Genomic DNA, 20,471 nt, shown 5'->3' with positions numbered 1-20,471 from the left:
CTGCAAGCGGATGCCTATAGCGGGTATTCCGCGCTATATCGCGCTGGCCAGATTATCGAAGCCGCTTGCTGGGCCCACGCTCGGCGTAAGTACTATGACTTGTTCGAGTTAGACCGCTCTCCGATCGCCGAGGAGGCGCTGCTCCGGATCAGAGCCCTGTACGCAATTGAGAGGGATATCCGCGGACAAATGCCCGCCGTGCGTCAATCGGTTCGCCTGACGCGTGCGATACCGCTTCTCATAAGCCTGAAGGTCTGGCTGGAACGAACGCTCTTGCAGGTATCGGTGAAGTCCGGCATAGCCAAGGCGATCAAGTACTCGTTGACACATTGGCAGGCGCTGACACGTTACTGCGAAGATGGGCGCATCGAAGTGGACAACAACACCGCAGAACGCTCAATTCGCCCTCTAGTTCTTGGACGCCGGAATTATCTGTTCGCAGGGTCCGACGGCGGCGGTGAGAGCGCTGCGATAATCTACAGCCTGATCGGAACGGCACGCCTAAACGATGTGGAGCCATTTGCGTATTTGCGTGCTGTCTTCGAACGGATCGCCGATCATCCCATCAACCGCGTCGACGAACTGCTGCCGTGGCGCCTGATGCCCGTTGAACAGGCCACACAGCTCGCAGCTTAACGGACCATCACGATGGCTCAAGCACGCAAATCAAGCAGTCGCAAACCCACGTTGCGAATGGTCAGCTCTCCAGAGTTCGTCTATCAGTTGCGGGTTGAACTACTGGGTCTCAGACCGGCGATTTGGCGGCAGATTCTCGTTCGCGGATCCGTTGAGCTTTCCAGGCTTCACGTCATCTTGCTCATGACCATGGGGTGGGACGGTGGCCACGTGCATGAGTACGTCATTGGAGACAAAAACTATGGGGAGGTCGATCCGCTCTTCCGACCCGATGTCCCCGACGATCCACCTGTGTTAGACGAAGCCAAGGCAACCCTCGCGGTGGTACTTGGTGACCGGAAATTGTTCACCTATATCTACGACTTTGGCGACAATTGGCAACATCGCGTCAAAGTCGAAAAAATCTTGCCACCTGATCCCGACTTACGCTCGCCGATCTGCTTGGCTGGCCGCAACGCCTGTCCGCCCGAAGACGTCGGTGGTGGACCCGGGTATATCGAATTCTTAGAAGCTATAGCCGACCCGTCTCATGAAGACCATGAGCAACTGCTCGAATGGTGTGGCGGCAGTTTCGATCCCGATGCTTTTGACCTCGCTGCCGTCAACGAACGACTAGCGGAATTTGAGTTCTGAACGGTCAGCGCGGCCTCTGCATGACGCTTACCCTGAAGGCGTCTATATAAGTCTTTATCCGGGCGTCGAAATCGACCGCTCGCCAGACGAGTTCGGCCGCATCCTTCGCGCGACAAGCGACAACGATGTTCCTGGCGTGTTCCAACCCGATTACGCGACTGAATCGAAGGCGTGGTGCCCGTCAACGGTTCGCGTACGAATCCGGAACTACGACCCCGCCAAGCTGCAGGCGTTCTGGGAGAGCTTCCGCCGGGATACCACGTACAACCTGACGCATCGGAATTGCTCAAGCACTGTGTCAAATGCGCTCGAGGCAGCAATTGAGGGCGCAGTCGGCCGGTTGCGCGGAAGCCGTGCCGGCTGGGGCAGTCTTTTGCGTGTGCTTGTCACGCCGGAATTGTGGGTCGCGGCCCAGATCAGGAAGCGCGCCGTTACGATGGCGTGGACACCCGGTCTGACGCTCGACTACGCGCGCGCACTGAGCATGCTGGCGGATCCACGACCTTTTGCGTGGTGGAAAGCGGCCCGGATCGCGGTCGGTAGACTGTTTCGCCAGCGCAAGACATGGCGCAAGCAGGATGCGGATGCGGCCCGCTGATGGCCGGTAGCAATTCCTGATCGACAATATGGACGTCTATACGCATGTTCGGATTATTGTGGGGGTGGTAATCAGTCTGGGACTGACCCATCTCCTGCGTGGTTCTGCTTATCTCATCCAACACCCGAAGAAGGAACAGATCTACTGGGTTCATCTTGGCTGGGTCGCGTTCATGTTCCTGTACGTGCTGCATTTCTGGTGGTGGGAGTTCTGGCTGCGCGAACTCAAGGACTGGAACTTCGCGGTCTATCTTTTTACGATTTTATATGCAGTGCTGATTTATCTGATGTGCTCGATTTTGTATCCTGAATCAATTGCCGACTACACCGGTTACGAGGACTATTTCTATTCACGGCGCCGCTGGTTTTTCGGGCTTCTCATCATGATTTTCACACTGGACCTGGAAGACACGTTCCTGAAGGGGCGCCAATACTACTTACACCTCGGTCCCGAATATCCGATCCGGGCCGCTGTCTTCATCGTGGGATGCGCGGTGGCGATCAGGACCAGAAACAGGCGTTACCACGAGGTTTTTGTCGTAGCGAGCGTGGTCTATCAATTGACTTACATTTTCAGGCTCTACGGCCACGAGTTTCTATAACGGACTCGCAATCGCCGCGTTGTTTGCGTAAGGGCGGTGAGCGTTTGGCTGAGTCAGGTGTTTTGCAGTGGCGATGTTAGCCATGCTTGATGAACTAGCCCGTGGACCAGATTGGTCCATCGGCGGGCGGATTTCAGTGGATCTTACTGGATGAGTGCCGAGGGGAAACCCTGTATCGACAACAGCTTATGGAACTCGACGGAGTTCCATGGAAGCTAAAACTGGAGCGGGCGATGGGAAACTGCTCCATCTCATAAAAAACCGCTTTTAAATCAATTCACTACCTAGTCATCCTGCACAAAAAACAAGCAGAAAAGTGTGGGTAAGAAGCGTGGGTATTCAACCCACGGCGAATTATAGCGGGAGCGTTGCCGTCGGTCGATCACACATCGGGCTTCTTCGCCTTTTGATGGTGGTCTACGTAGTTCCGGACAAACGAGAGGACGAATTCCCTATCGCGAGCGGAGAGCCCCTTCAACTGCTCACCGAAGGAAGGGCCTTCGGTGTTTGGAACGTCCACACCGTCCGAGAAAAGCGCCCAAGCGGGAACCTGTAGTGCGCTGCAAATCTTCTCAAGCTGCGCAAATGAGGGTGCGACTGTACCCCGCTCGTAACGCGAAACGGTCTCCACTTCAACGCTAAGCGTTTGCGCGAGCTGACTTTGTGTAACACCGAGTTCCTGTCGGCGCTTCTTCACGTTCCTGCCCAGGGTCGCTGACAGCGACCCTTTGAGGACTTCAGTTTTATTCATTGCCTTGACCATAGTGCCTCCATGGTCAGTGCAGAGCCTTTAATCAGACAGGGCGTATTACGTCTATATTGACTATATACGTCTATTGATGGGAAGATCGCTGCCGTCGTTGGTCGACTTGAACCAGAACTCAACGTCATGGGACTGAAAATGAAAAAACTGGCAATTTCCGCCGTGTTTTGCGCGACGATTTCGGGGGCGGCTTCGGCAGCTGATACGGGGTTCTACATGGGGGCGTCTGTGGGGCGTAGTCAGATTCATTCTGATGACTCGCAGATCACGCTCGGCCCGGATCTGCCGTACACGAAGGACTCCGGCGACCTCGGGTACAAGCTGTTCGCTGGCTATCAGGTGTTCCAGCACTTCGGTGTCGAGGCCGAAGCCCTAAATCTTGGCAAGCAGTCGATCAAGTTCCAGACGATTGACCGGACCAACGACATGACCATGCTCGGCTTCAATTTGTCGCTGGTCGGAAGCTACGATTTCGGCAACCTCCAGGTGTTTGCAAAGGCCGGCGCATCCATGCTGGCGAACCGCTCGCATGAATACGGCGCGGATTTTGTACGCATGGAAGGCACGCCTGACGCTGATAACACCGACTGGTCCGTGCGCCCATCATTCGGTCTGGGTGCCGCGTACAACTTCAACAAGCACTTCGCTATCCGGACCGAGTGGCAACACTTCAAAGCAGCGGCCGGCGAACACACCGTGGACATGACCTCCAACCTGTTCACGGTCGGCGCGCAATATAAGTTTTGACCATGCTAGCGGGACCACCTGTCCCGCCCGATATCTTTTGGGAAATCTTCATGAAGCAATACACCGGGCAACTGAAAACGTTGGGGGCTGGTTCGTCGTCGGTCGGGCGGGGGGACCGTTACACGTATATTGAAATCGGGGATCACCGTATCAAGAATGTCCGTGTCAGCGATGCATTGGGCGGAATCCTGCAAGAAGCCCTGCACAACAGCACGCCAATTTCGATTTGGATTGTGTCGTACTTTGGCAAGAAGATTATCGCTGGCGTGTCACGGGCAGACGGCACCGTCTTCCGGGCGAAAATGACGGGGATTCTCATGGGTTCGGTAGTCGCTGTTATTGCCTGCGGCTTCCTCTATGCCGGGTTCGCTGAGCATTCACCTTTCCATGCGGTGCTTGGCTTCGCCATCGGGTCTTGGGTTCTGTACTTCGCCAATGTGAACCGGCAGTTGTTCAGCATTCCCGCCAACGACGCGCTGTAGATCGGCTCTATCGTGCCGAACGGCTTATCCACGGTTTTCGAAGTGGCCAATGTATGGGCCATGAGCGAGGAAACGGTGGGTAAGCCGTTCTGATATATCCTCCCCAGTCATAACTGCGCTCACCTCGGACGCAGCATTGCCCACCGTTACGGTTGGCCTCATTCGTAGCACAGGCTTCTTGGACAGCCGAATGAATAATGCGGTGATTGCGCTCTCTGATCGGCTGCGTCCGGCCAATATCAGAAGTTTAAGAACGACAGCGCATATCCATCCTAGAGCTATCCACTACGTAGGAGCGGTGCTCTGCATAGCTGAGCTTTGGGAGAATTGGCGGGCGTCGCGATTTTCTACCCAGACACTAGATCCGGTGGTAGTCTTTCGTCTGAAGTACTATTTCTAGTGCTTAGCCTCTGGCGGGCATATGCCAGATTCCGAGAGGCCCTATGAGCAATAACCTCTACGTGGAACGGCGCCCCGATGGCTCCTATGCGGTGACAAAGCCGGGAGCCCAACGTGCCAGCGCCGTCGAACCCACGCAACAGCAGGCGATAGAGCGTGCCCGCCAAATCAACCCCGATGCGGCAATACACGTCGAGCGTGTGCGCAATACTTCCGGCGGTAACCCTGATAAATGGCGCAAGCCATAAGTCTTTGTAGATCTCAATGCGTTGACCGCCACTATCGAAGTGCCGGTACGTGTCCGATCTGCACGGGCGCATTTGATGGCACGGTGAATAATGCCTGAGATGCAAGGGGAACACGTTTGGCGAAAGTTGGCCGCAACGACCCGTGTCCCTGTGGCAGCGGGATGAAATACAAGAAGTGTCATGGCGCCCTTGGGGACACGGAGCGTCTTGCCAAAGTCACGGCCGCGATACCGACCTTGAACGCGCGTCATATGGCGCGCGAACATCAACGTAAACAGCAACAAGGGCTCGGCCGACCAATCATTGCGGCGACACTGGATAGCGGCCACCAGGTGGTCGCAGTCAAGAATCGCATCTTGTACTCCTGTAAGTGGAAAACGTTCCATGACTTCCTCATCGACTATCTGAAAGACGCGATAGGCACGGAGTGGGGTAATGCCGAGCTTAAGAAACCCTTGGACCAGCGGCATCCCATCCTTATCTGGTATCAGAAGCTCTGCGAGCAGCAGAGAATATCTATTACGGAGCCTGGACAGGTTGTAAGTGCGAAGATGACAGGAGCAGCTTCTGCTTACATGAATCTCGCTTACGACTTGTACGCGCTTGAACACAACGCCGAACTTCGAGCTAAGCTGATAGCTCGACTGCACAACAACGAGCACTTCGCCGGTGCTCGCTATGAATTGCAGGTTGCTGCCATGCTGGTTCGCGCTGGATTCACGCTCGAATTTGAAGATGAGGACGATCGCAACACATCGCACTGTGAATTCACGGCAACCAACACGCGCACAGGAAAGAAGTTTTCGGTTGAAGCGAAAAGAGCGCAGAGCGGCCGGATCACTCGGCAACTTGTGCGCGCGCTTAACAAGGCGGCGAACCAAACCCGTATCGTCTTCATCGACCTGAACGCTCCAGACGAGGGCGTCGACGACCAGCCTCCAGCATTCGTCAAGCGTGCGTTCGATCTTTTGAGGAGGTTCGAAGTACTTGATCCTCAAGCGCAGCGTCTTCCGTCTGCCTACGTCGTTCTCACTAATTCACCTTGGGAACACCACCTCGATGAGACACGGGGACGCAGCGTCGTCTTGGCAGACGGCTTCCATATCGACGAGTTCAAGCTCGATCATGAGTTTTCGACGTTGCGCGCGGCCGTAGACGGTCGACAAGCGCATATCGAGATGCACAATTTACTTAAGTCAATACGAGCCCACTCGGAAATCCCTTCAACTTTCGATGGTGCGAATCCTGAACTCGCATTCGCAGGCACCAAGGATCAGCTGTTGATAGGTAATAGATACATCATTCCAGATGCAGATGGCAACCACGTCCCGGGCACACTCGTTTCAGCGGTTGTCGTGGAAAATGAGAAGGTCGCAATGTGCATTGCTCATACCGACAACGGCAAATCGATCACATTCCGAGCGACACTTTCGGATGCCGAACTCGCCGCTTGGAACAAGCATCCGGAGACCTTTTTCGGCGACGTTTCTTTAAACCACAAGGCGGATACGCCGGTCGACTTCTATGACTTCGTTCTGGCTAGCTACTCCCAGACATCGAAAGAGAAATTGTTGGAATTCTTGGTCGGCTCACCTGACATTCAAGAACTAGAGAAGTTAAGTCAGCCGGAGCTGGCCCGCGTCTACTGCGAGCGCATCGCTGTGAACGTCTTCGCGAAGACAGGCCCCAAACCCGTACCCCTACTGCATACAAAGTGGCGACCTAAATCGCCACGTTGACGCCACTCGTCTAACTTACGCCGACTGTCCGCTGTGCAGCAAGGTGACCATGGCCGTTGATGGGCCGCCTAGGTCGAACCCGGACTATTGATCATTGTGATCATGCCGCCACCATGGCCAACATGCTTATACCTGTTTCTTACTACCCACCTTGTTCAACTGCCGAATCTTGGTTTGAGCAAGCTGGATTTCGAGTCGCCGCTTTTGTGCCATGAGTCGAATCAACCGAAGCTCCGCGCGGCTACGCTCTTCAGGGGTCTTCGCGTGGTTGACGTCTGCTGTCGCGCCGTTGACATCGGATTGAATGTCCCCAAGCGCGCCTTCTATTTCATGAATGAGTTCCATGTCCGCATGTGTTCGGTCCTCATCTGCCTGATATGTAGCACGCTCGCGTATGCCTTGCATGCTCTTCAATACATTGGCCTTCGAGCGAACCGCTGTAGGTATCGGACAGCTGGCGCGAATTAGACCAGCCACCTGCATGGCTTCCCTGACGATCTGTTTTATCGTAGCAATTTCTGGTTTCATATCGGTCTCCTTGTGTGATGTTGTTATTGGTTTGTATTTCGTGCGGCGAACTGGTCGCGGACCGCTGGGCCGTAGCCTTCTCGGCGATAGATACGCCTGCACGTTGAACTGGCGGCGAGCCTCAACAAGCTCGTCCAGGGTCGCTCGGGCTTGTTGATATTCGGAGGGCGACAGGTAGCGGTCCTGCTTCGCCTTCCGAGCCTGCCGGAGCAATTGTCCGTAGTCGGCGTCAGCACGATAGAACGGGCCACGGAAGCGTTTGGCCCTCGCGTCGCCGGGGAATTTCACTGCAATGTAGTCCTGCCCCTGTCGGGTGATTTCGACGCCAAATTCGTCGCTGAGAACGCGGCATAGCTGATCGCGGTTCGCTACCTCACCGGAGCGGATTATTCGCGTCAGATGCTTGTGCAGAAACAGCTTGTTATCGCGGTCTCGCTGGCCGACTTCCGTCCGGCGCTCGAACCCGCCCACGGCGAGCTTCAACGGATCGGGCACGACCTGCGCATAGCCCAGGTCATGGTTCATAACCTGCGTGAAGGCCTCGTATAGTCGAATGTTCTGCGCGCCGGGTGGGTGGATGTTCATGCGCTTGCCTCTGCCCGAAGCCAGTTCGATCATGGGCACAACGAAATGCACCTCGGTATTGCCCTTGTCCTCGTGCAACACAAACAGGCTGTTGAACTGGTCGCCTGAGAGGCCTGGGCAGAACGTTTCCTTGAATGTTCGAATGACGCGATGTAATTGCTCGCGTGTGAGTCGTTCCGTGTCGCGAAACGCAATCGCACCAGACACATACCTGTGCTTGCGTTGAATGCTGTTGATTACGGCTATGGTGGTGTCCGGGCTGCCCGACAGAACAACCGGCATGAAGGCGCGCTGCTCGCCAGTGTGATCACGTTCGCCCAGCAGGTAGTTGACCGGAGATTCCCCTTTGGAAATCCCCGCATTGAAGATCCGGACAATCATGCATGGTCCGTTTTCTTCGCGGACTTCGCCTCCTGCCATACCTGTTCGGCCAGTTCCTGAATCTGCAGCAGGACGACCAGCGTTTCTTCGTCCGGTTCACGACCACCGCGCAGCTTCGCCGATATCTCCTCAACGTGGGTGCCGATACGGTTGATTTCCTGCAACCATTTCAACTGGTCGTGGTAAGCATTGCTTGGGATCGTGCCACTGCCCGCGCTCAAGGCCGCTTCTCGCGCATATTGGGCGAGAGAGTTGCACCCGTTGGCGAGCGCCATCGCACGCAATTGCGCATGCTCAATGGCGGTGACACGGAACTCAACGCGCTTGTCTCTGACGTGCTGGTTTCCGTCGCAACCGGATTGCCCGGCCTGCTTCTTGAATTGTGAGGCGTCGGCCTCGATAATGCTACGTGCTCCATTGTCCATATCGGCTCCTTGTTGTTATGGTTGTTGGGCCGCTCGTGCGCTGCTGCGTCCTGTCGTGCTGGTGTTGCAGTTCAGGGGACTGGGGGAACCCCAGAATATCGTTTATCACGTAATACCGTGATAAAGGTTGACCTTGCTTGCTTCGTTCGGCTTCCTCTACCTATACGAAATTTTTAGTAGAAAGCAAGTGTCACCCGACGAACGGCAAGCCGGGTTCATCAAGACAAACCCAAGTCGACACGAAAAAATCGAAGCATCAACTTAGGTAGGATTGCAAATCTATTTCTTCCGTTCGTTCAGAATTTCCTTTCCCGGCGGTAGTACGTCTATAGCATGGTCGAAGGTCATGTAGCTTTTGGGGAATGGTGGACGCGGTTGTGACGCCTGATCGCTTGGTGTGGCGCCGGTGCTTGATTGTTGTGACTGCGCCGTCGGCGTTGGCACGGGAGCTGGGTTAGTTTGATTGCCCTGCTTTTTTTCATCGTTCATCAGATTTTCCTCAGTAACACGGATTGGCTCAACTATCCTAACCGATTGCGGTTCGGATTTTGCTTGAAGAAAGACATATACGAAACGCGGCAGTGATACGGAAAGTACAAGCAGCGACGCGACAGCAAGACGTTGTGCGAACAAAAGCTTGCGTGACCGATTCTGGTTCTGTTTGAAGTTGTGTTCGATTGACCCAGCATATTCCTGAATCAGGTTCAATTGTGCCTCCTCCAGTGCCTTGTCGGGCTCAGGGTGTTGCTGCAGGTATGGGATGAGATGGGCGGGTCGCGGGACGTTCGAGTATTGAAAACCTCGAACGAGTGCATACGCCACATATCCGGCCGACACCACCAGAAGCAACACCGCAACAAGTGTCGGCAGAGAAAAAAATAGTAGATTCTCTCGCTGAAAAAGATTGCCCTTGAACTTGCTTACCAAATAAACGGCGATGCCAGCGAATGGGGTGATTGCAACGCTGAGAATGAAGCTGATGCGATCCTTGACCTTGTCCGTAGCCTTCAACTCGGTTTCGTAAGCGGAAACTGAGTGCTCTAGCAACCATTTGATAGTATCTGGATTCATTGTCTCGGTTGGTCGTTTCGGGGTTACCTGGTTACCTACCGCTCAAGCGGTAGGCTCATCATCTGCCTGAAACCGAATATCATTTCCGCCGTTCGAGTCTTTCAACAGATCCAGGCCGCGCGCCATCGCTTCCCGCTGACCATCCCGGATAATTTCGAGGTAGACCTTGACGTGACGGGCAATGCCCCACGGATCGAACAGGTCATACACCGCCTTGTGAAGCAATCCCGTCATCACGAAGTCCATCATGGGATAGGCGATGCCTGAGAGGATGCTGAGCCGGAACAGCGCCACAAGTACAGTGAAGCGCTCCATGGTGATCGTCACCAATCCCTCGTTGACGGCAAAAGCGAGCGGGTTGCGGTTTACCTCGAAATTCCACTTCGGAAAATACTCAAAAAAAACATGGCGAGGGAGAATCGGATCCGTGACCGAAAACATTAGCTGCTCGAAGGGCACGCCTGAGAGCTGCGCGCGCCACAGTATGTCGTCGTACCAGTTGATGACCGAGCGCATAGCGTCAGTCGGCCCGGCCAAAGCCACCCACAGGGGAGCGACACCGGTATCGCATTTCGGCCCGGTTATGAAAGTATCTTTCGTGGTCGGCAGGACAAGCTCGACCCGATCCAGTGTGTCCACCGTCGGCGTCACGTCTCCGTCGACATAGCGGTGGAACTGGATTTCCGGCCAATCCTCCGAATCAGGTACGTATTCCATCCGCAACTCTTCGAAGCGAAGCGCAACGGCGTTTTTTGTTGGCTCGCATTCGGCTTCCGTGGCGACGCCGTGGAACCACGCCAGTACGCGGATGTTCTCGATTAGGTCTCGCTGCCATATTTTTTCGATCTTGTCAAAGCGCGCCAACCATCCGGCGCGCTTTCAGGAAAACCACGCTGTCTTCGTAAGCTGTCTCCTGTTGCAAGGCATTTCGCCGACAACATCACTTCAAGGAGAAGCTTATGAACGAACACGATGACAATACTGTGCTGGATTTTAAGGGTTTTACCGATGGTGAGTATGGAATCCATGAGGCCGCCGCGCTGTTTCCTGGCATGCGCTTGCGCGAATATCGCGAGCTGAAACGCGACATTCACGCGAACGGGCAGCGGGTGCCGATCAGTGTGTTTCGCAATCAGGTGGTTGACGGCCGTCACCGGTTGCGGGCGTGCCGTGAACTCGGCATCGATCCTCTGTTTGAGTCGGTGAATGAAATCAAGGGTTCGGTGGGTGCCTATGTCGTGAGCATGAACCTGCATCGCCGTCACCTGACCGACAGCCAGCGGGGCATGATTGCAGCCAGCCTTGCGAGCCTGAAGTTGGGCGCCAACCAGCATACCGCTCACGCGGTATCCCAGGCTCAGGCCGCAAAGGCGTTGAACGTGTCGGTCGACACGCTCCAGCGGGCAAAGAAGGTGCGGGATTCGGGTCATCGGGGGCTGATCGACGCCGTCGAGACCGGGGACGTCGATGTCAGCAACGCCGCAGCGCTGATTACGCTCAGTCGCGAAGAGTTGGACAAGCTTGTCGAAAGCCGGTCGGGAGTGCGGGCGAAGGAAATGAGCGAAAAGGCTCGCGAGCTGAAAAAGCAGGCCCGTGAAGCAGCGCGCGAGACGCGTCTGCATTCCTGTGGCGCCCTCCGGGCGAAGAGCCAGCCGCTTGATCCGTCGATCGGGCCGTTCAACCTGATCTATGCTGATCCGCCTTGGGACTACATCGATGAGGCCGTGCTCGGGTATCCGACGATGAGCGTCGAACAGATTTGCGAGATGCCGGTCAAGGACGTGGCGAACACCGATGCTGTTCTGTTCCTGTGGGTGCCCGCCTCGCTGATTAGGCAAGGCCTGAAGGTGATCGAGGCGTGGGGGTTCCGGTACATCACGCAGGCCATCTGGGCGAAAGACGGGTCGGGCCAAGGCCAGTATTTCCGTGTGAATCACGAAGTGCTGCTGCTGGCGACGCGCGGATACTCGCTGCCGGAAGTTCCTCCTTCGGCACGGCTGCCTTCGGTGTTCAGCTACCCCCGTCGCGAACACAGCCAGAAGCCGGATGAGTTCTACGACGTGATCGAGCGGATGTACCCTGAACTGCCGAAGCTCGAATTGTTTCATCGTGGCGTGACCCGCGCGGGCTGGTACATGTGGGGTAATGAAGTGCAGCACGGCCCCGCGCAGATCGAGCGCAGCACAGCTGGACGGTCAATGGCTGACGAAATCAACGAAACGATGGGCCGGCTCGTATGGGGCGTGGAGTCTGCCAATGACGGACAAGTCACTTTTGGGCTCGATTTGGCGACTAGACAGGCCGCGTAGCAGTACCGTACTGATCCCTCGGTGATCGGGGCAAGCGAGTGACGACAATCCATGTAGTGCAGAAAAATGGTCGAAATGCGGTTCGGCCATTTTTTATTTCTCTTCTCTATTTGCTGGTTTCTCCCCAGATTTGAGGCGGGCTGATGCCCTAGTCAGTTACCGTCTGGCCGTGCCCGGCTATCTTCCCGCGCTCGTGATCTGGTTTATGGCTGTAATCTCGTGCGCTATCGCGTATCCAGCATCGGGGCTAATTACCTGATAGGGGCCGTACCGGTCAACAACTTCGGTCGCCGAAGTCAACCGCATCCTACGACGCTGCTTTCATCACTTCGGGAAAGTACTTCCTGACGGTTTTTATGTTCATGCGGGTGTTTGCCACGAGCATGCTCACGCTGATCTTGTTGCCATAGATGCGCTGCAAATCTGCCACGGCTTGCCGAAGCGTTTGCAGCGATTTCTCGCGACGCACGGCGTTGGTGTATTCAGCGCCTTTGCTCATGCGTTGCCCGGCTGTTTCGTCGGCGAATGTCAGCACCTTGGGACGGGTCTTGCCGAGCTTGTGCTGCTCCTTCCATACCCATCTGGCTACCGACTTCGCCGTGGCTTTTACCTCCGCGAATGGTAAGGGGCACGCAAAGCACGCATTGATCTCTGTCGCTTTCGCGAACGCGACAGCCTGCCATTGATCTTCGTCGGTAACGGTGTGCACGGCGCCATACGACCAAATCCGCAGCCCATGGAACAATTCATCGTTTCGCCCGCGTGGCTGAATATGATCCGGCAGTACGATGCGTGATGACCGCCTAGGAAGATCGATGTACTCAAGGAAATCCGATAGGTCGTAGCTCACCGGATACGTCATGACCTTCCAGCGCGGGTGACGCGGGTTCTTGGTAAGCGTGTGGTTGAAAGCCTGGTCCGCCTGAAGCCGGACCTCCATTTCGTCCTGAATGGCATCGAAGAAATCCTGCGGCGCGCTACGGCCGTGCTTCGTGCAAATCACCGGTGTGTTCAACCGGTAAAGCATGTGGCAGTGCGCATTCTCAGGGTTGATCGTGACGATCGTAGGCGGAGGGACGTTGGCGTCTTCGAAACGGAACGCCGACCCCGGGGTGTCGAGGTCGAAGCTGAGGTAGCTCCGGTACATCTGATTCAGGCCGCAGTAGGCGAACTGATCGACCTTCTCGCGTTTGCGGAAGCGGGTGCCTTCTGTGAAATCGTTCGTGGTTACGACAGCTTCGTTCAGGTGAGTGAAAAATTCTTCTAGTTGTTGATTCATCTATTTTGTTTGTTGTTCTACTATGCAACAAACAAAATTTTTCGACAGATGTCAACGAATTATTGTGAAAAAGTTCTAAATTTAATTTGAATTCCTAAGCATTGAACAGCATCATGAGAACAACCAAAGGTGCTGCGATAGGCATCGATGCCGCCGTACAGCTCATTCTAGGTCGGGTGAGGCAAAGGTGCTTGTTCCGGCGCTGCCCGGGATCGACTCAACGATAAATCTGCTGCGCTCATACAATTCATCAAAAGTGAGTATCTCGATACCCGTTATGCTGTTCCGAAAAAGTTCGAATGATCGCACTTTGTCGCTGTTGACCCCGTGTTCAGACGCAAACTCATCGAGGCTTCCGATCACAAGAAATGCCCGAGGTTTAAAATTGAAAACCTCTTCGCCCGTGGGATCGCCGGTTTCGTCTTTGGGCCGGAGCAGATTACCAAGGTTCTGTATAGCAACGGATACGGTTCCTTGCACTTGAGCTATGGCACCGGATAGTTCCTTTGACGGTGCCCAGCATCCCGGTCGGTAGGCAGCATTGTCGAGAAGAGGGGTCTCGTGAGTCTTGATTTCCACAAAGCACAGTGAGTTTACGATACCCCTGGTTTTCATGAGCCCATCTACTCGCTTGCCACGATTCAAGATATCGTGTCCTTCGACCACCTGCTCCAGTTTGCGGTGATCGAAGCCCGTCACGAAGAAGTAGCTGAGTCCGTATCCGAAGATCCACTGGTTCTTCTCGAAGAAGAGTTGCCAGAGGGCCTCGTTACCTCTTACGTCTTTTGACCGTTTGGCCTGCTCAAAAAAGGTAGGGTCATGCAGGAGTCTATGGAAGGCAGCTACCTGTTTCTTACGATATCCAAGAGCGACTACGTCTTCTCTAGTTAGCGCAGAGCGTGCTATCTCGGCGAACAGCTCTTGATTGTCGTGTACTAGGCCCGAGGCCTGTTCCTTCGATAGCCTTAATTTTCTGAGTTCGCTGTCGGTGATGTTGACGCGCTCGCTGTCCTTGAACTCCACGACGGCAATGTTTTCGAAGAACGTCAGCAGCTTCGGGATTTCGGAGCTAATAAAGGAGAAGTAAGTCTTATGTGGTGTTCCGGTTTCTCCGTTGAATGCCTGAATGGTGACGACTGACAGTTCGCGTTCATCTTCAAGAAACTTGGCGATGATTTCGGTTCGCCCCTTGGGCGTGCGCCGAAGGACAACTTCGCTCTTAACTTTTGCGTACTGAAGCCCCTCCGAATCGAGCACTTTTGAGGCGATGCGAAGCTTTCCCTCCATCGTTTCTATCGTTGGGCTAATGTAGGTCTTGTTCGTCTGCTTATTTCTGTGGATCTCTGCTTCGTCTGTCATGATCTTCCGTCGGTCTAAAGGGGAACATCACTGGCGTGTCAGACGTTGGGCCAGAGCGCGGCGACGTACGCAAGCTCAGCGTCAATGATGGCTTTTTGGGCCGTGGCGTTCGTGCTCAATACGTATAGTTTCGATCCCCTGACGTCCAAGACACTCATGATCGTGCCTTGTTTTGATTTTTCTCGGAGGCAGTGCTCCATAAGCGACGTTATTAGATCCATCTTCGCTTTGTTTACCTCGTCGTCCTTTAAATATAGTTTGATGAGGTGGTCGACACCATTGAAGGAGAGGCCCAGCTCGGGGTTGACGGACACATCAAGGCCAGCGTGGGAGTAGATGGTCGTTGGTGGAGAGAACCATCCAAATTTTTTCGTTCCCCACCACTTGCGATACCCTTCGACGAGGATCGCGTACGTCTTGATTTTCTTCAGGTCAGTTATGCCGTCAAGGATCGTCGGCAGATCGCTCTTTGACTGATCGGCCTGATGAATCGAAACCAGTTTTTCCCTCAGGGGCTTATAGAAATCGGTGGCAGGGCTATAGTCTTGCCGATTCTTGATCTGTTTCACCTTCGTTGCTTTCGGTGAGCCAGCCTTCGACACGACGTCTACGAGATCGGTTAGGGATAGCCTCGGCATCTGTTTTTCCTCGCGCCTACAGATCAAAAAGATCTCGGGTTTGGCCCGTGATCGGCTCCAAGCTACTGAAGATAAGTTTCGGTCTCTTTGCTCCTATTCGTCCCTTCTCGTCGATGCGATCCACCACCCCTACAAGGCGACACGTCTCGAATAGCATAGGTTTGTAAGGCACGATATTACGCGTCTCGGGATAGGCGGTAAGAATATGCCCTTGATATTTGAAACCCATCGATTGGGAAGTCTTGTTCTCGCGGGTGACTTCCCCAGTGAGAACAACGGGAGCACCGTGAACAAGTTCCGGGAACAGCAGCTCGTCTGTTAGCTCTTCTTCGTCTTCAGCGAAAATTGACTTGTCACGTTCGGTGATAGTTTCCTGGTCAATCGCGCCATCTGCGACGACGCCAATTGACAGAATGGTTTCGGCGTCGACGTTCGTGACTAGCTTTTCCAGTATCTTCGGGTTGCAGTTTGCGTAGAGTTCTAGATACTTGACTGGCAAATAGAGGTAGTCGCCCGTATCATTTGGGATGCCAATTAATTCATTGTCTTCCGTGAATTTCACATTTTCGAAGCGCCGCTGGTCTAAGCCTCCTAGGTGCTTGCCGATCCGGGCCACCCATTTGATTGCTTCCAGGGATGTCTTAAAGATGTCCTTGAAGCCGACGCCATCGAAATCCTTCTCGGCCATCTTCTTTGCAGCGTTGGTAACATAGGCCGTAGCGGCGATACCAAGCCCCAATTCAAACAGCGTCGAAATGTCGGACGGGATTGTTGCAATCCACGATCCCTTCTCGATCCGCACCGGGATCTCAAATTCAGTATCTCTCAGACCCGGCGCTTGGATGAGGATGAAGTAGCGAAGCGCTTCATCGAACCCGACAAGCGCTCTGGCGGATTTTCGAGCATCGAAGGCCCCCGACTCCAACCGCTTGCCCTCGTATTTTACAAAGCCGAGAAATTCTTTTTCTGTGTTCATAAACGCTGCTATAAAGGTTGGATTCCTTTGGAAGAGCGGGTTCTGTTTTTTCTCAGATCGGAATGTTTCGAACCGTAGGGCTTCGACGGGAACTTGTTGGCTTCAGAATTGCGTGTACGCCATAAGATGATTGAACTCGCTGAGATCGAGCATTTTATGAAAATCCAGTGCTTCGACGGCATCCCTCAGGCTTTGCATGGGTAGGTCGTGCAAGTAGTCGAAGTGCGCCGAGTTTTCGCCTTTGTGTCCGGTAAGTTGGTAGATCGTACTGGTGTTGACCTTGCGAGCGACGAGCCGAGTGATTGTGGTGTGGCGCAGCGAGTGAAAGCAGTTGCTGTCTTCCTTAACTCCAATTTTGACGAGATACTCGGAGAATCGTCGAGACAAATTCTTTTTTGTCCCGTTATGGCCGTCCTTCAAATACCAGAACAAGCGGTCGTCCGGGCTACGAGCTACCTTGACCTTGGCGTAAAACTTGAGGAAACCGAGTTCGATCAGCATTGAGTGAATGGGAACTCGACGGACACCCGAGCGGGTCTTGGCGTCGCGGATATTGAAAAAATGAACACCGTCCTCGATCTTCACACTCTTCAATTCCAGTGACGTAACCTCCTCGATTCGCATGCCGGAAAAGAGGCAAATCAACGGGCCCCAAAAGTAGTCCGGTTTGATCGCCAGCTTTCGGTAGTGCGCCCATTGGAAGATTACTTTCAGGTCGTCTTCGAAGAACTGGTCGCGCGGGTTAACGACCCTCTTGGCACCCTTGATAAACAAGTCTTCGACGGGATTTATCTGATTGTCGCTGTAGCCGTTGTTAGTCGCGAAGGTGAAAAAGGTCCGCAGGTGCGACAGATACTGGTTGATCGTATGGCCGACCTTCCCTTCGTTCAACAACTTGGTTTTGAACGCTTTGACGTCTTCCTTCAGATACCTGTTGACTGGGAGGTCGCCGATATGCTCGCTGAATATTTTGAATGTCTGTTGGTGCTTGTACAGTGTCGCTGGTTTTAGCGTAACGCCTGCTTCCTTTAGATACAGCGCCACGATAGCAGTGAAGTTTTGAGCGGGTCGCTTGCTCTCCGAAGGGGAGGGGGCTGCGTCGCTGACTGCGGCGAGAGGGGCGCCGGTCTGCCCCTGAAGCCGTTCCATCTTTTCGAGGATCTTGAATCCCCGTTCTTGCTCTTCTGGCGTGTCGGCTTCGAAAACCCCGCGCGACAGGTCGATTTTCAGTAAGTCCCGGACCTTGCTCAGGTCGATTATCGGCTTGCTCATTTCTACCCGTAGATTTAGCAGCACGGCCTTGGCACGCGCCTGTTTGTATTCTCTGGTCTGAAGAGAAGTATATAGGCTTGTTTGGCCTGTGGCGTGGGCCAGCGCTTTCGGCAGTGTCAGGCGGAAATGATAGATCCCGGTCTTGCCGTCACGGACGAGGCGAGGGATTTTGATAGGCATCGCAGGGGCTCCTGCTGCCTATTTTTTGAGCAAACTGTGGGTGTCAGGTGTGGGTAGATTTTCCAATACTACCCTCAGAGCCTTATCTGGCGGGCCTGAGAGCGGTTTGGAGCGGGCGATGGGAATCGAACCCACGGCTCTAGCTTGGGAAGCTAGGGTATTACCATTATACGACGCCCGCAGAGACCGCGATTTTACGCGGAATACCCTGTCTACCGCAACTTTACCCGGATCAACGGGGATGGGAGCCCGAAATCACACCCCGAACATGGTCATGGTCACGGCCAGCCTCGTGACGACCATCAGCAGTACCTGAACGATCACGAACAGCAGGATAGGCGATAAGTCGATACCGCCCATGCGTGGCAACACGCGCCGCAGCGGTTCCAGGAATGGCGCCGTGAGCTGATACAGCAGCGGCATGGCCGGGGATTGCGGGTTCAGCCACGACAGCAACGCCATCAGGATCGTCATCCAGATGATGAGATTCAGCGCCCACTTAATCACGGTGATCACCGCGACCGCCAGCAGCGTGGGCAGCATGACCGCGAGTCCGGCGGGATCGACGCCCGCGAGCAGAACCAGCAGGATCACGAACACCAGCGCCGCGAGGAACGCCGCGACAATGCTCGCCCAGTCGATGGTCTTCGCCGTCGGCAGGATCTTGCGCAGCGGCAGGACGAGCCAGTTCGTGGCTTGCATCACCGCGTTCGACACGGGGTTGTACGGGGGCATGCGGACGACCTGCATCCAGGCGCGCAGCAGCAGCGCGGCGCCGAACAGCGTGAAGATTGTGTTGAGTAGAAAACGGGCGATCTCGCCGAACATCTCAAATCCTTTTCAAGGCAAAAGCGCGGCGCTCATGGCCGCGCGGAGTGACACGAGGGCAGTAAAGCCGCAACGGCAAACCGCCCGGCTTCGCCAGCTTCGTCAATTCGTTGCTGCCGGTCAGCTACTGGCGCGAACGTCGCTGATCTGTACGACCGGCGGAACACCATCAGGGTAGTAGTTAACTATGTCCGCGGAGAAGGCTTTTGCATGCGGCGAGACCGCGGCGGCGAAGGCATCGACGGAATCGAACAGCAGGTGGCACGCCGCAATGTACGTGGGCGAAGAACCCGGCGCGCCGCCCGCGAGGCCTGCGTCCGCCGACCAGCCCTTCAATGCGCTGCCGAGCAAGCCGGCCACCCACGGCATATGGCTCGTACAGTAGTAGTCGATGTCGAAGGGCGCATTCTCGCGATACGGATAAAAAAAGCTCACCTTGATCATTGTTCGTTCTCGTAGCTGGAATGGGTTGGCGTCGAGGGTGGCGGGCGAAGCCGCAACTTTGCTGGGCTCAGCGCACGGGTCCAGGTCCTGAACCAGGCCCCAAACCGTGGTTCGGAGCGCCTGTTGCTCACTTGTTGCCCGCTTGTTGCCCAGTTTCCTGCCAGCGTCCGGCGCGCTGGCCGAACCCCTCGGCGGCTTTGCCACGCTGGCGCGCCGGGCATCACGATAGCATGGCTTGATGACGCCTTGTGCCGCTTGGCGTACACGGGCACACGGGTGCCCTCGCACGGCTGGCCGCGGGCGTCGGATCCGGGCAATCAATCGTCGCGCGGCGCGGTCCCGTTCAGCACGAGTTCGATGGCATGCGACATCGCGTCGAGCGCTTGCGCGGGCGGTGGCGACGCGCGCCGTTTCGCCAGCGCGACCGCACGCCGCGACAGCAGCGCATAAAGCGTGGCGTGATCGCCGCCGAGGTTTTGCAGCAGCGCCAGTTGTTTCACGACAATGCTCGCATCGCCGCGCGATACCGGGCCGGCAAGCGCGCCCGGCAAACCCTTTTCACGCGCTGTTTCGATGGTGCCGGCGAGCATCGGCAGGACCGCGCGCAAAGCGTCGTCTTCGTCGAAACCCAGTTCCTTCCACAGCGTCACGGTCTCCGAAAGGGAGCACAGCGCGAAGCTGGCCGCGTAGTGCGCGGCGGCGTGGTACAGCAGCCGGCCGCCCGGAGGGATGGATAGCGGATGGCAGCCGAGCGCCCGGACCAGCGCCGTCAGTGTGCCGTGCAAGGGGCCGCTGGCTTCGATCGTGACCGAACAGCCCGCAATGCGCGTCTGGTCACTTGCCAGGCCGCCGAACAGGAACAACGGATGGAATCCGCCGATGTCCGCACCCTGCGCCTGAGCGGGGGCGAGGACATCGACGGGCGTGGCGCCGCTGCAATGCACGACCGCCTGCGTGCCGGCGCGAGCCTGATCCAGTTGCAAAGCGTTCGCCGTCGCACCAATGGCGTCGTCAGGAACGGTTAAAAATACGATATCGGCATGGCGCGCAACGGCGCTGGCGTCGTCGGCGATCAGGCAGCCCGGCAATTCGCCCGCAAATTCGTACGCCGATGCCGCCGATCGGCTCGCTATTGCGGTGACCGGATAGCCCGCGCGGGACCAGATGGCCGCCAGACAACGCGCGAGACGCCCCGCGCCGACGAAGCCCAAGCGAGGCGTCGTTGAAAAAGGCATGGTTGTTGCTCCACAGGATATGTTGCGCTGCGCGGTTTCGCGTTTGCGGCGCAAGATGAAGTATCGCGCAACGGCGTGGGCGCCATAAAAACGGCGCGCAGCGCCGCCGCCAGCG

General features: G+C 55.6%; 20 protein-coding genes, 1 tRNA gene and 2 pseudogenes. 9 read left to right on the top strand and 14 right to left on the bottom strand.

The genetic code is table 11. From position 1 onward, the window contains the following. The 4 genes and pseudogenes from tnpC to AWB69_RS19325 all read left to right on the top strand — a co-directional run. A partial coding sequence (gene tnpC / locus AWB69_RS19340; protein WP_156528902.1) for an IS66 family transposase occupies nucleotides 1-636 on the top strand: 636 nt, incomplete at its 5' end. A 12-nt stretch (nucleotides 637-648) separates the two neighbouring features. After that, nucleotides 649-1,269 carry a plasmid pRiA4b ORF-3 family protein gene (locus AWB69_RS19335; protein ID WP_062087597.1) on the top strand — a complete coding sequence of 207 codons (621 nt, stop codon included), beginning with the start codon at nucleotides 649-651 and terminating at the stop codon, nucleotides 1,267-1,269. A 31-nt stretch (nucleotides 1,270-1,300) separates the two neighbouring features. After that, nucleotides 1,301-1,867: pseudogene (locus tag AWB69_RS19330) on the top strand (DUF308 domain-containing protein); the annotation flags it as partial. Between the two features lie 28 nt (nucleotides 1,868-1,895). Continuing rightward, nucleotides 1,896-2,468 carry a hypothetical protein gene (locus AWB69_RS19325; protein ID WP_062087595.1) on the top strand — a complete coding sequence of 191 codons (573 nt, stop codon included), beginning with the start codon at nucleotides 1,896-1,898 and terminating at the stop codon, nucleotides 2,466-2,468. Nucleotides 2,469-2,850: 382 nt separating this feature from the next. On the opposite strand, the gene AWB69_RS19320 is transcribed toward AWB69_RS19325, so the two are convergent. Then, the gene (locus tag AWB69_RS19320) at nucleotides 2,851-3,219 is read right to left on the bottom strand and encodes a helix-turn-helix domain-containing protein (protein WP_197500275.1); all 369 of its coding nucleotides are present in this window, start codon (nucleotides 3,217-3,219) and stop codon (nucleotides 2,851-2,853) included. A gap of 150 nt (nucleotides 3,220-3,369) precedes the next feature. On the opposite strand from AWB69_RS19320, the gene AWB69_RS19315 reads away from it, so the two are divergent. The 4 genes and pseudogenes from AWB69_RS19315 to AWB69_RS50810 form a co-directional block, all read left to right on the top strand. Further along, nucleotides 3,370-3,978, top strand: a complete 609-nt coding sequence (locus AWB69_RS19315) for an outer membrane beta-barrel protein (RefSeq protein WP_197500274.1) — start codon at nucleotides 3,370-3,372, stop codon at nucleotides 3,976-3,978. Between the two features lie 50 nt (nucleotides 3,979-4,028). Continuing rightward, nucleotides 4,029-4,460, top strand: a complete 432-nt coding sequence (locus AWB69_RS19310; RefSeq protein WP_062087591.1) for a hypothetical protein — start codon at nucleotides 4,029-4,031, stop codon at nucleotides 4,458-4,460. Nucleotides 4,461-4,903: 443 nt separating this feature from the next. After that, nucleotides 4,904-5,107 carry a DUF2188 domain-containing protein gene (locus AWB69_RS45895; protein ID WP_075643949.1) on the top strand — a complete coding sequence of 68 codons (204 nt, stop codon included), beginning with the start codon at nucleotides 4,904-4,906 and terminating at the stop codon, nucleotides 5,105-5,107. A 107-nt stretch (nucleotides 5,108-5,214) separates the two neighbouring features. Then, nucleotides 5,215-5,298 (top strand): annotated as a pseudogene (locus AWB69_RS50810) (SEC-C metal-binding domain-containing protein); the annotation flags it as partial. A gap of 1,674 nt (nucleotides 5,299-6,972) precedes the next feature. Here AWB69_RS50810 and AWB69_RS19300 read toward each other — a convergent pair. The 4 genes from AWB69_RS19300 to AWB69_RS19285 form a co-directional block, all read right to left on the bottom strand. Continuing rightward, nucleotides 6,973-8,340: a relaxase/mobilization nuclease domain-containing protein gene (locus tag AWB69_RS19300; protein WP_062087587.1), complete on the bottom strand. Its 1,368-nt coding sequence runs from the start codon at nucleotides 8,338-8,340 to the stop codon at nucleotides 6,973-6,975. After that, complete coding sequence (locus AWB69_RS19295) at nucleotides 8,337-8,765, bottom strand: plasmid mobilization protein (RefSeq protein WP_063977856.1); 429 nt, start codon at nucleotides 8,763-8,765, stop codon at nucleotides 8,337-8,339. Before AWB69_RS19295 ends, AWB69_RS19300 begins: the two co-directional genes overlap by 4 nt. 279 nt (nucleotides 8,766-9,044) lie before the next feature. Further along, nucleotides 9,045-9,836, bottom strand: coding sequence for a hypothetical protein (locus AWB69_RS19290; protein ID WP_156528901.1), 792 nt, complete (start codon nucleotides 9,834-9,836; stop codon nucleotides 9,045-9,047). 42 nt (nucleotides 9,837-9,878) lie between these two features. Then, a complete protein-coding gene (locus tag AWB69_RS19285) occupies nucleotides 9,879-10,700 on the bottom strand; it encodes a hypothetical protein (protein WP_062087584.1) in 822 nt (273 codons plus the stop codon). Between the two features lie 95 nt (nucleotides 10,701-10,795). On the opposite strand from AWB69_RS19285, the gene AWB69_RS19280 reads away from it, so the two are divergent. Beyond that, nucleotides 10,796-12,145, top strand: a complete 1,350-nt coding sequence (locus AWB69_RS19280) for an MT-A70 family methyltransferase (protein ID WP_063977855.1) — start codon at nucleotides 10,796-10,798, stop codon at nucleotides 12,143-12,145. A gap of 307 nt (nucleotides 12,146-12,452) precedes the next feature. Here AWB69_RS19280 and AWB69_RS19275 read toward each other — a convergent pair whose 3' ends face one another. From AWB69_RS19275 to AWB69_RS19235, 9 genes are all read right to left on the bottom strand, one after another. After that, complete coding sequence (locus AWB69_RS19275) at nucleotides 12,453-13,424, bottom strand: replication initiation protein (RefSeq protein WP_062087582.1); 972 nt, start codon at nucleotides 13,422-13,424, stop codon at nucleotides 12,453-12,455. A gap of 162 nt (nucleotides 13,425-13,586) precedes the next feature. After that, complete coding sequence (locus tag AWB69_RS19270; RefSeq protein ID WP_062087575.1) at nucleotides 13,587-14,783, bottom strand: Shedu immune nuclease family protein; 1,197 nt, start codon at nucleotides 14,781-14,783, stop codon at nucleotides 13,587-13,589. 38 nt (nucleotides 14,784-14,821) lie between these two features. Then, a complete protein-coding gene (locus AWB69_RS19265) occupies nucleotides 14,822-15,421 on the bottom strand; it encodes a hypothetical protein (protein ID WP_062087573.1) in 600 nt (199 codons plus the stop codon). A 16-nt stretch (nucleotides 15,422-15,437) separates the two neighbouring features. After that, on the bottom strand, nucleotides 15,438-16,397 hold the full coding sequence (locus tag AWB69_RS19260; protein ID WP_062087571.1) for a hypothetical protein: 960 nt from the start codon (nucleotides 16,395-16,397) through the stop codon (nucleotides 15,438-15,440). Nucleotides 16,398-16,499: 102 nt separating this feature from the next. Continuing rightward, a complete protein-coding gene (locus AWB69_RS19255) occupies nucleotides 16,500-17,849 on the bottom strand; it encodes a site-specific integrase (RefSeq protein ID WP_062087569.1) in 1,350 nt (449 codons plus the stop codon). A gap of 107 nt (nucleotides 17,850-17,956) precedes the next feature. Continuing rightward, nucleotides 17,957-18,030, bottom strand: a tRNA-Gly gene (locus tag AWB69_RS19250). 74 nt (nucleotides 18,031-18,104) lie between these two features. After that, nucleotides 18,105-18,677 (bottom strand): YggT family protein, encoded by a 573-nt coding sequence (locus AWB69_RS19245; protein ID WP_062087567.1) that lies wholly within the window; start codon nucleotides 18,675-18,677, stop codon nucleotides 18,105-18,107. A 120-nt stretch (nucleotides 18,678-18,797) separates the two neighbouring features. Continuing rightward, nucleotides 18,798-19,121 carry an EthD family reductase gene (locus AWB69_RS19240; RefSeq protein WP_062087565.1) on the bottom strand — a complete coding sequence of 108 codons (324 nt, stop codon included), beginning with the start codon at nucleotides 19,119-19,121 and terminating at the stop codon, nucleotides 18,798-18,800. A 317-nt stretch (nucleotides 19,122-19,438) separates the two neighbouring features. Then, complete coding sequence (locus tag AWB69_RS19235) at nucleotides 19,439-20,356, bottom strand: Rossmann-like and DUF2520 domain-containing protein (RefSeq protein ID WP_062087606.1); 918 nt, start codon at nucleotides 20,354-20,356, stop codon at nucleotides 19,439-19,441. Nucleotides 20,357-20,471 lie beyond the last annotated feature (115 nt).

It is taken from the genome of Caballeronia udeis (assembly GCF_001544555.2).
Taxonomy (GTDB): domain Bacteria; phylum Pseudomonadota; class Gammaproteobacteria; order Burkholderiales; family Burkholderiaceae; genus Caballeronia; species Caballeronia udeis.
The sequence above is the reverse complement of the archived record's forward strand: the minus strand, read 5'-3'. Positions and strand labels throughout refer to the sequence as shown.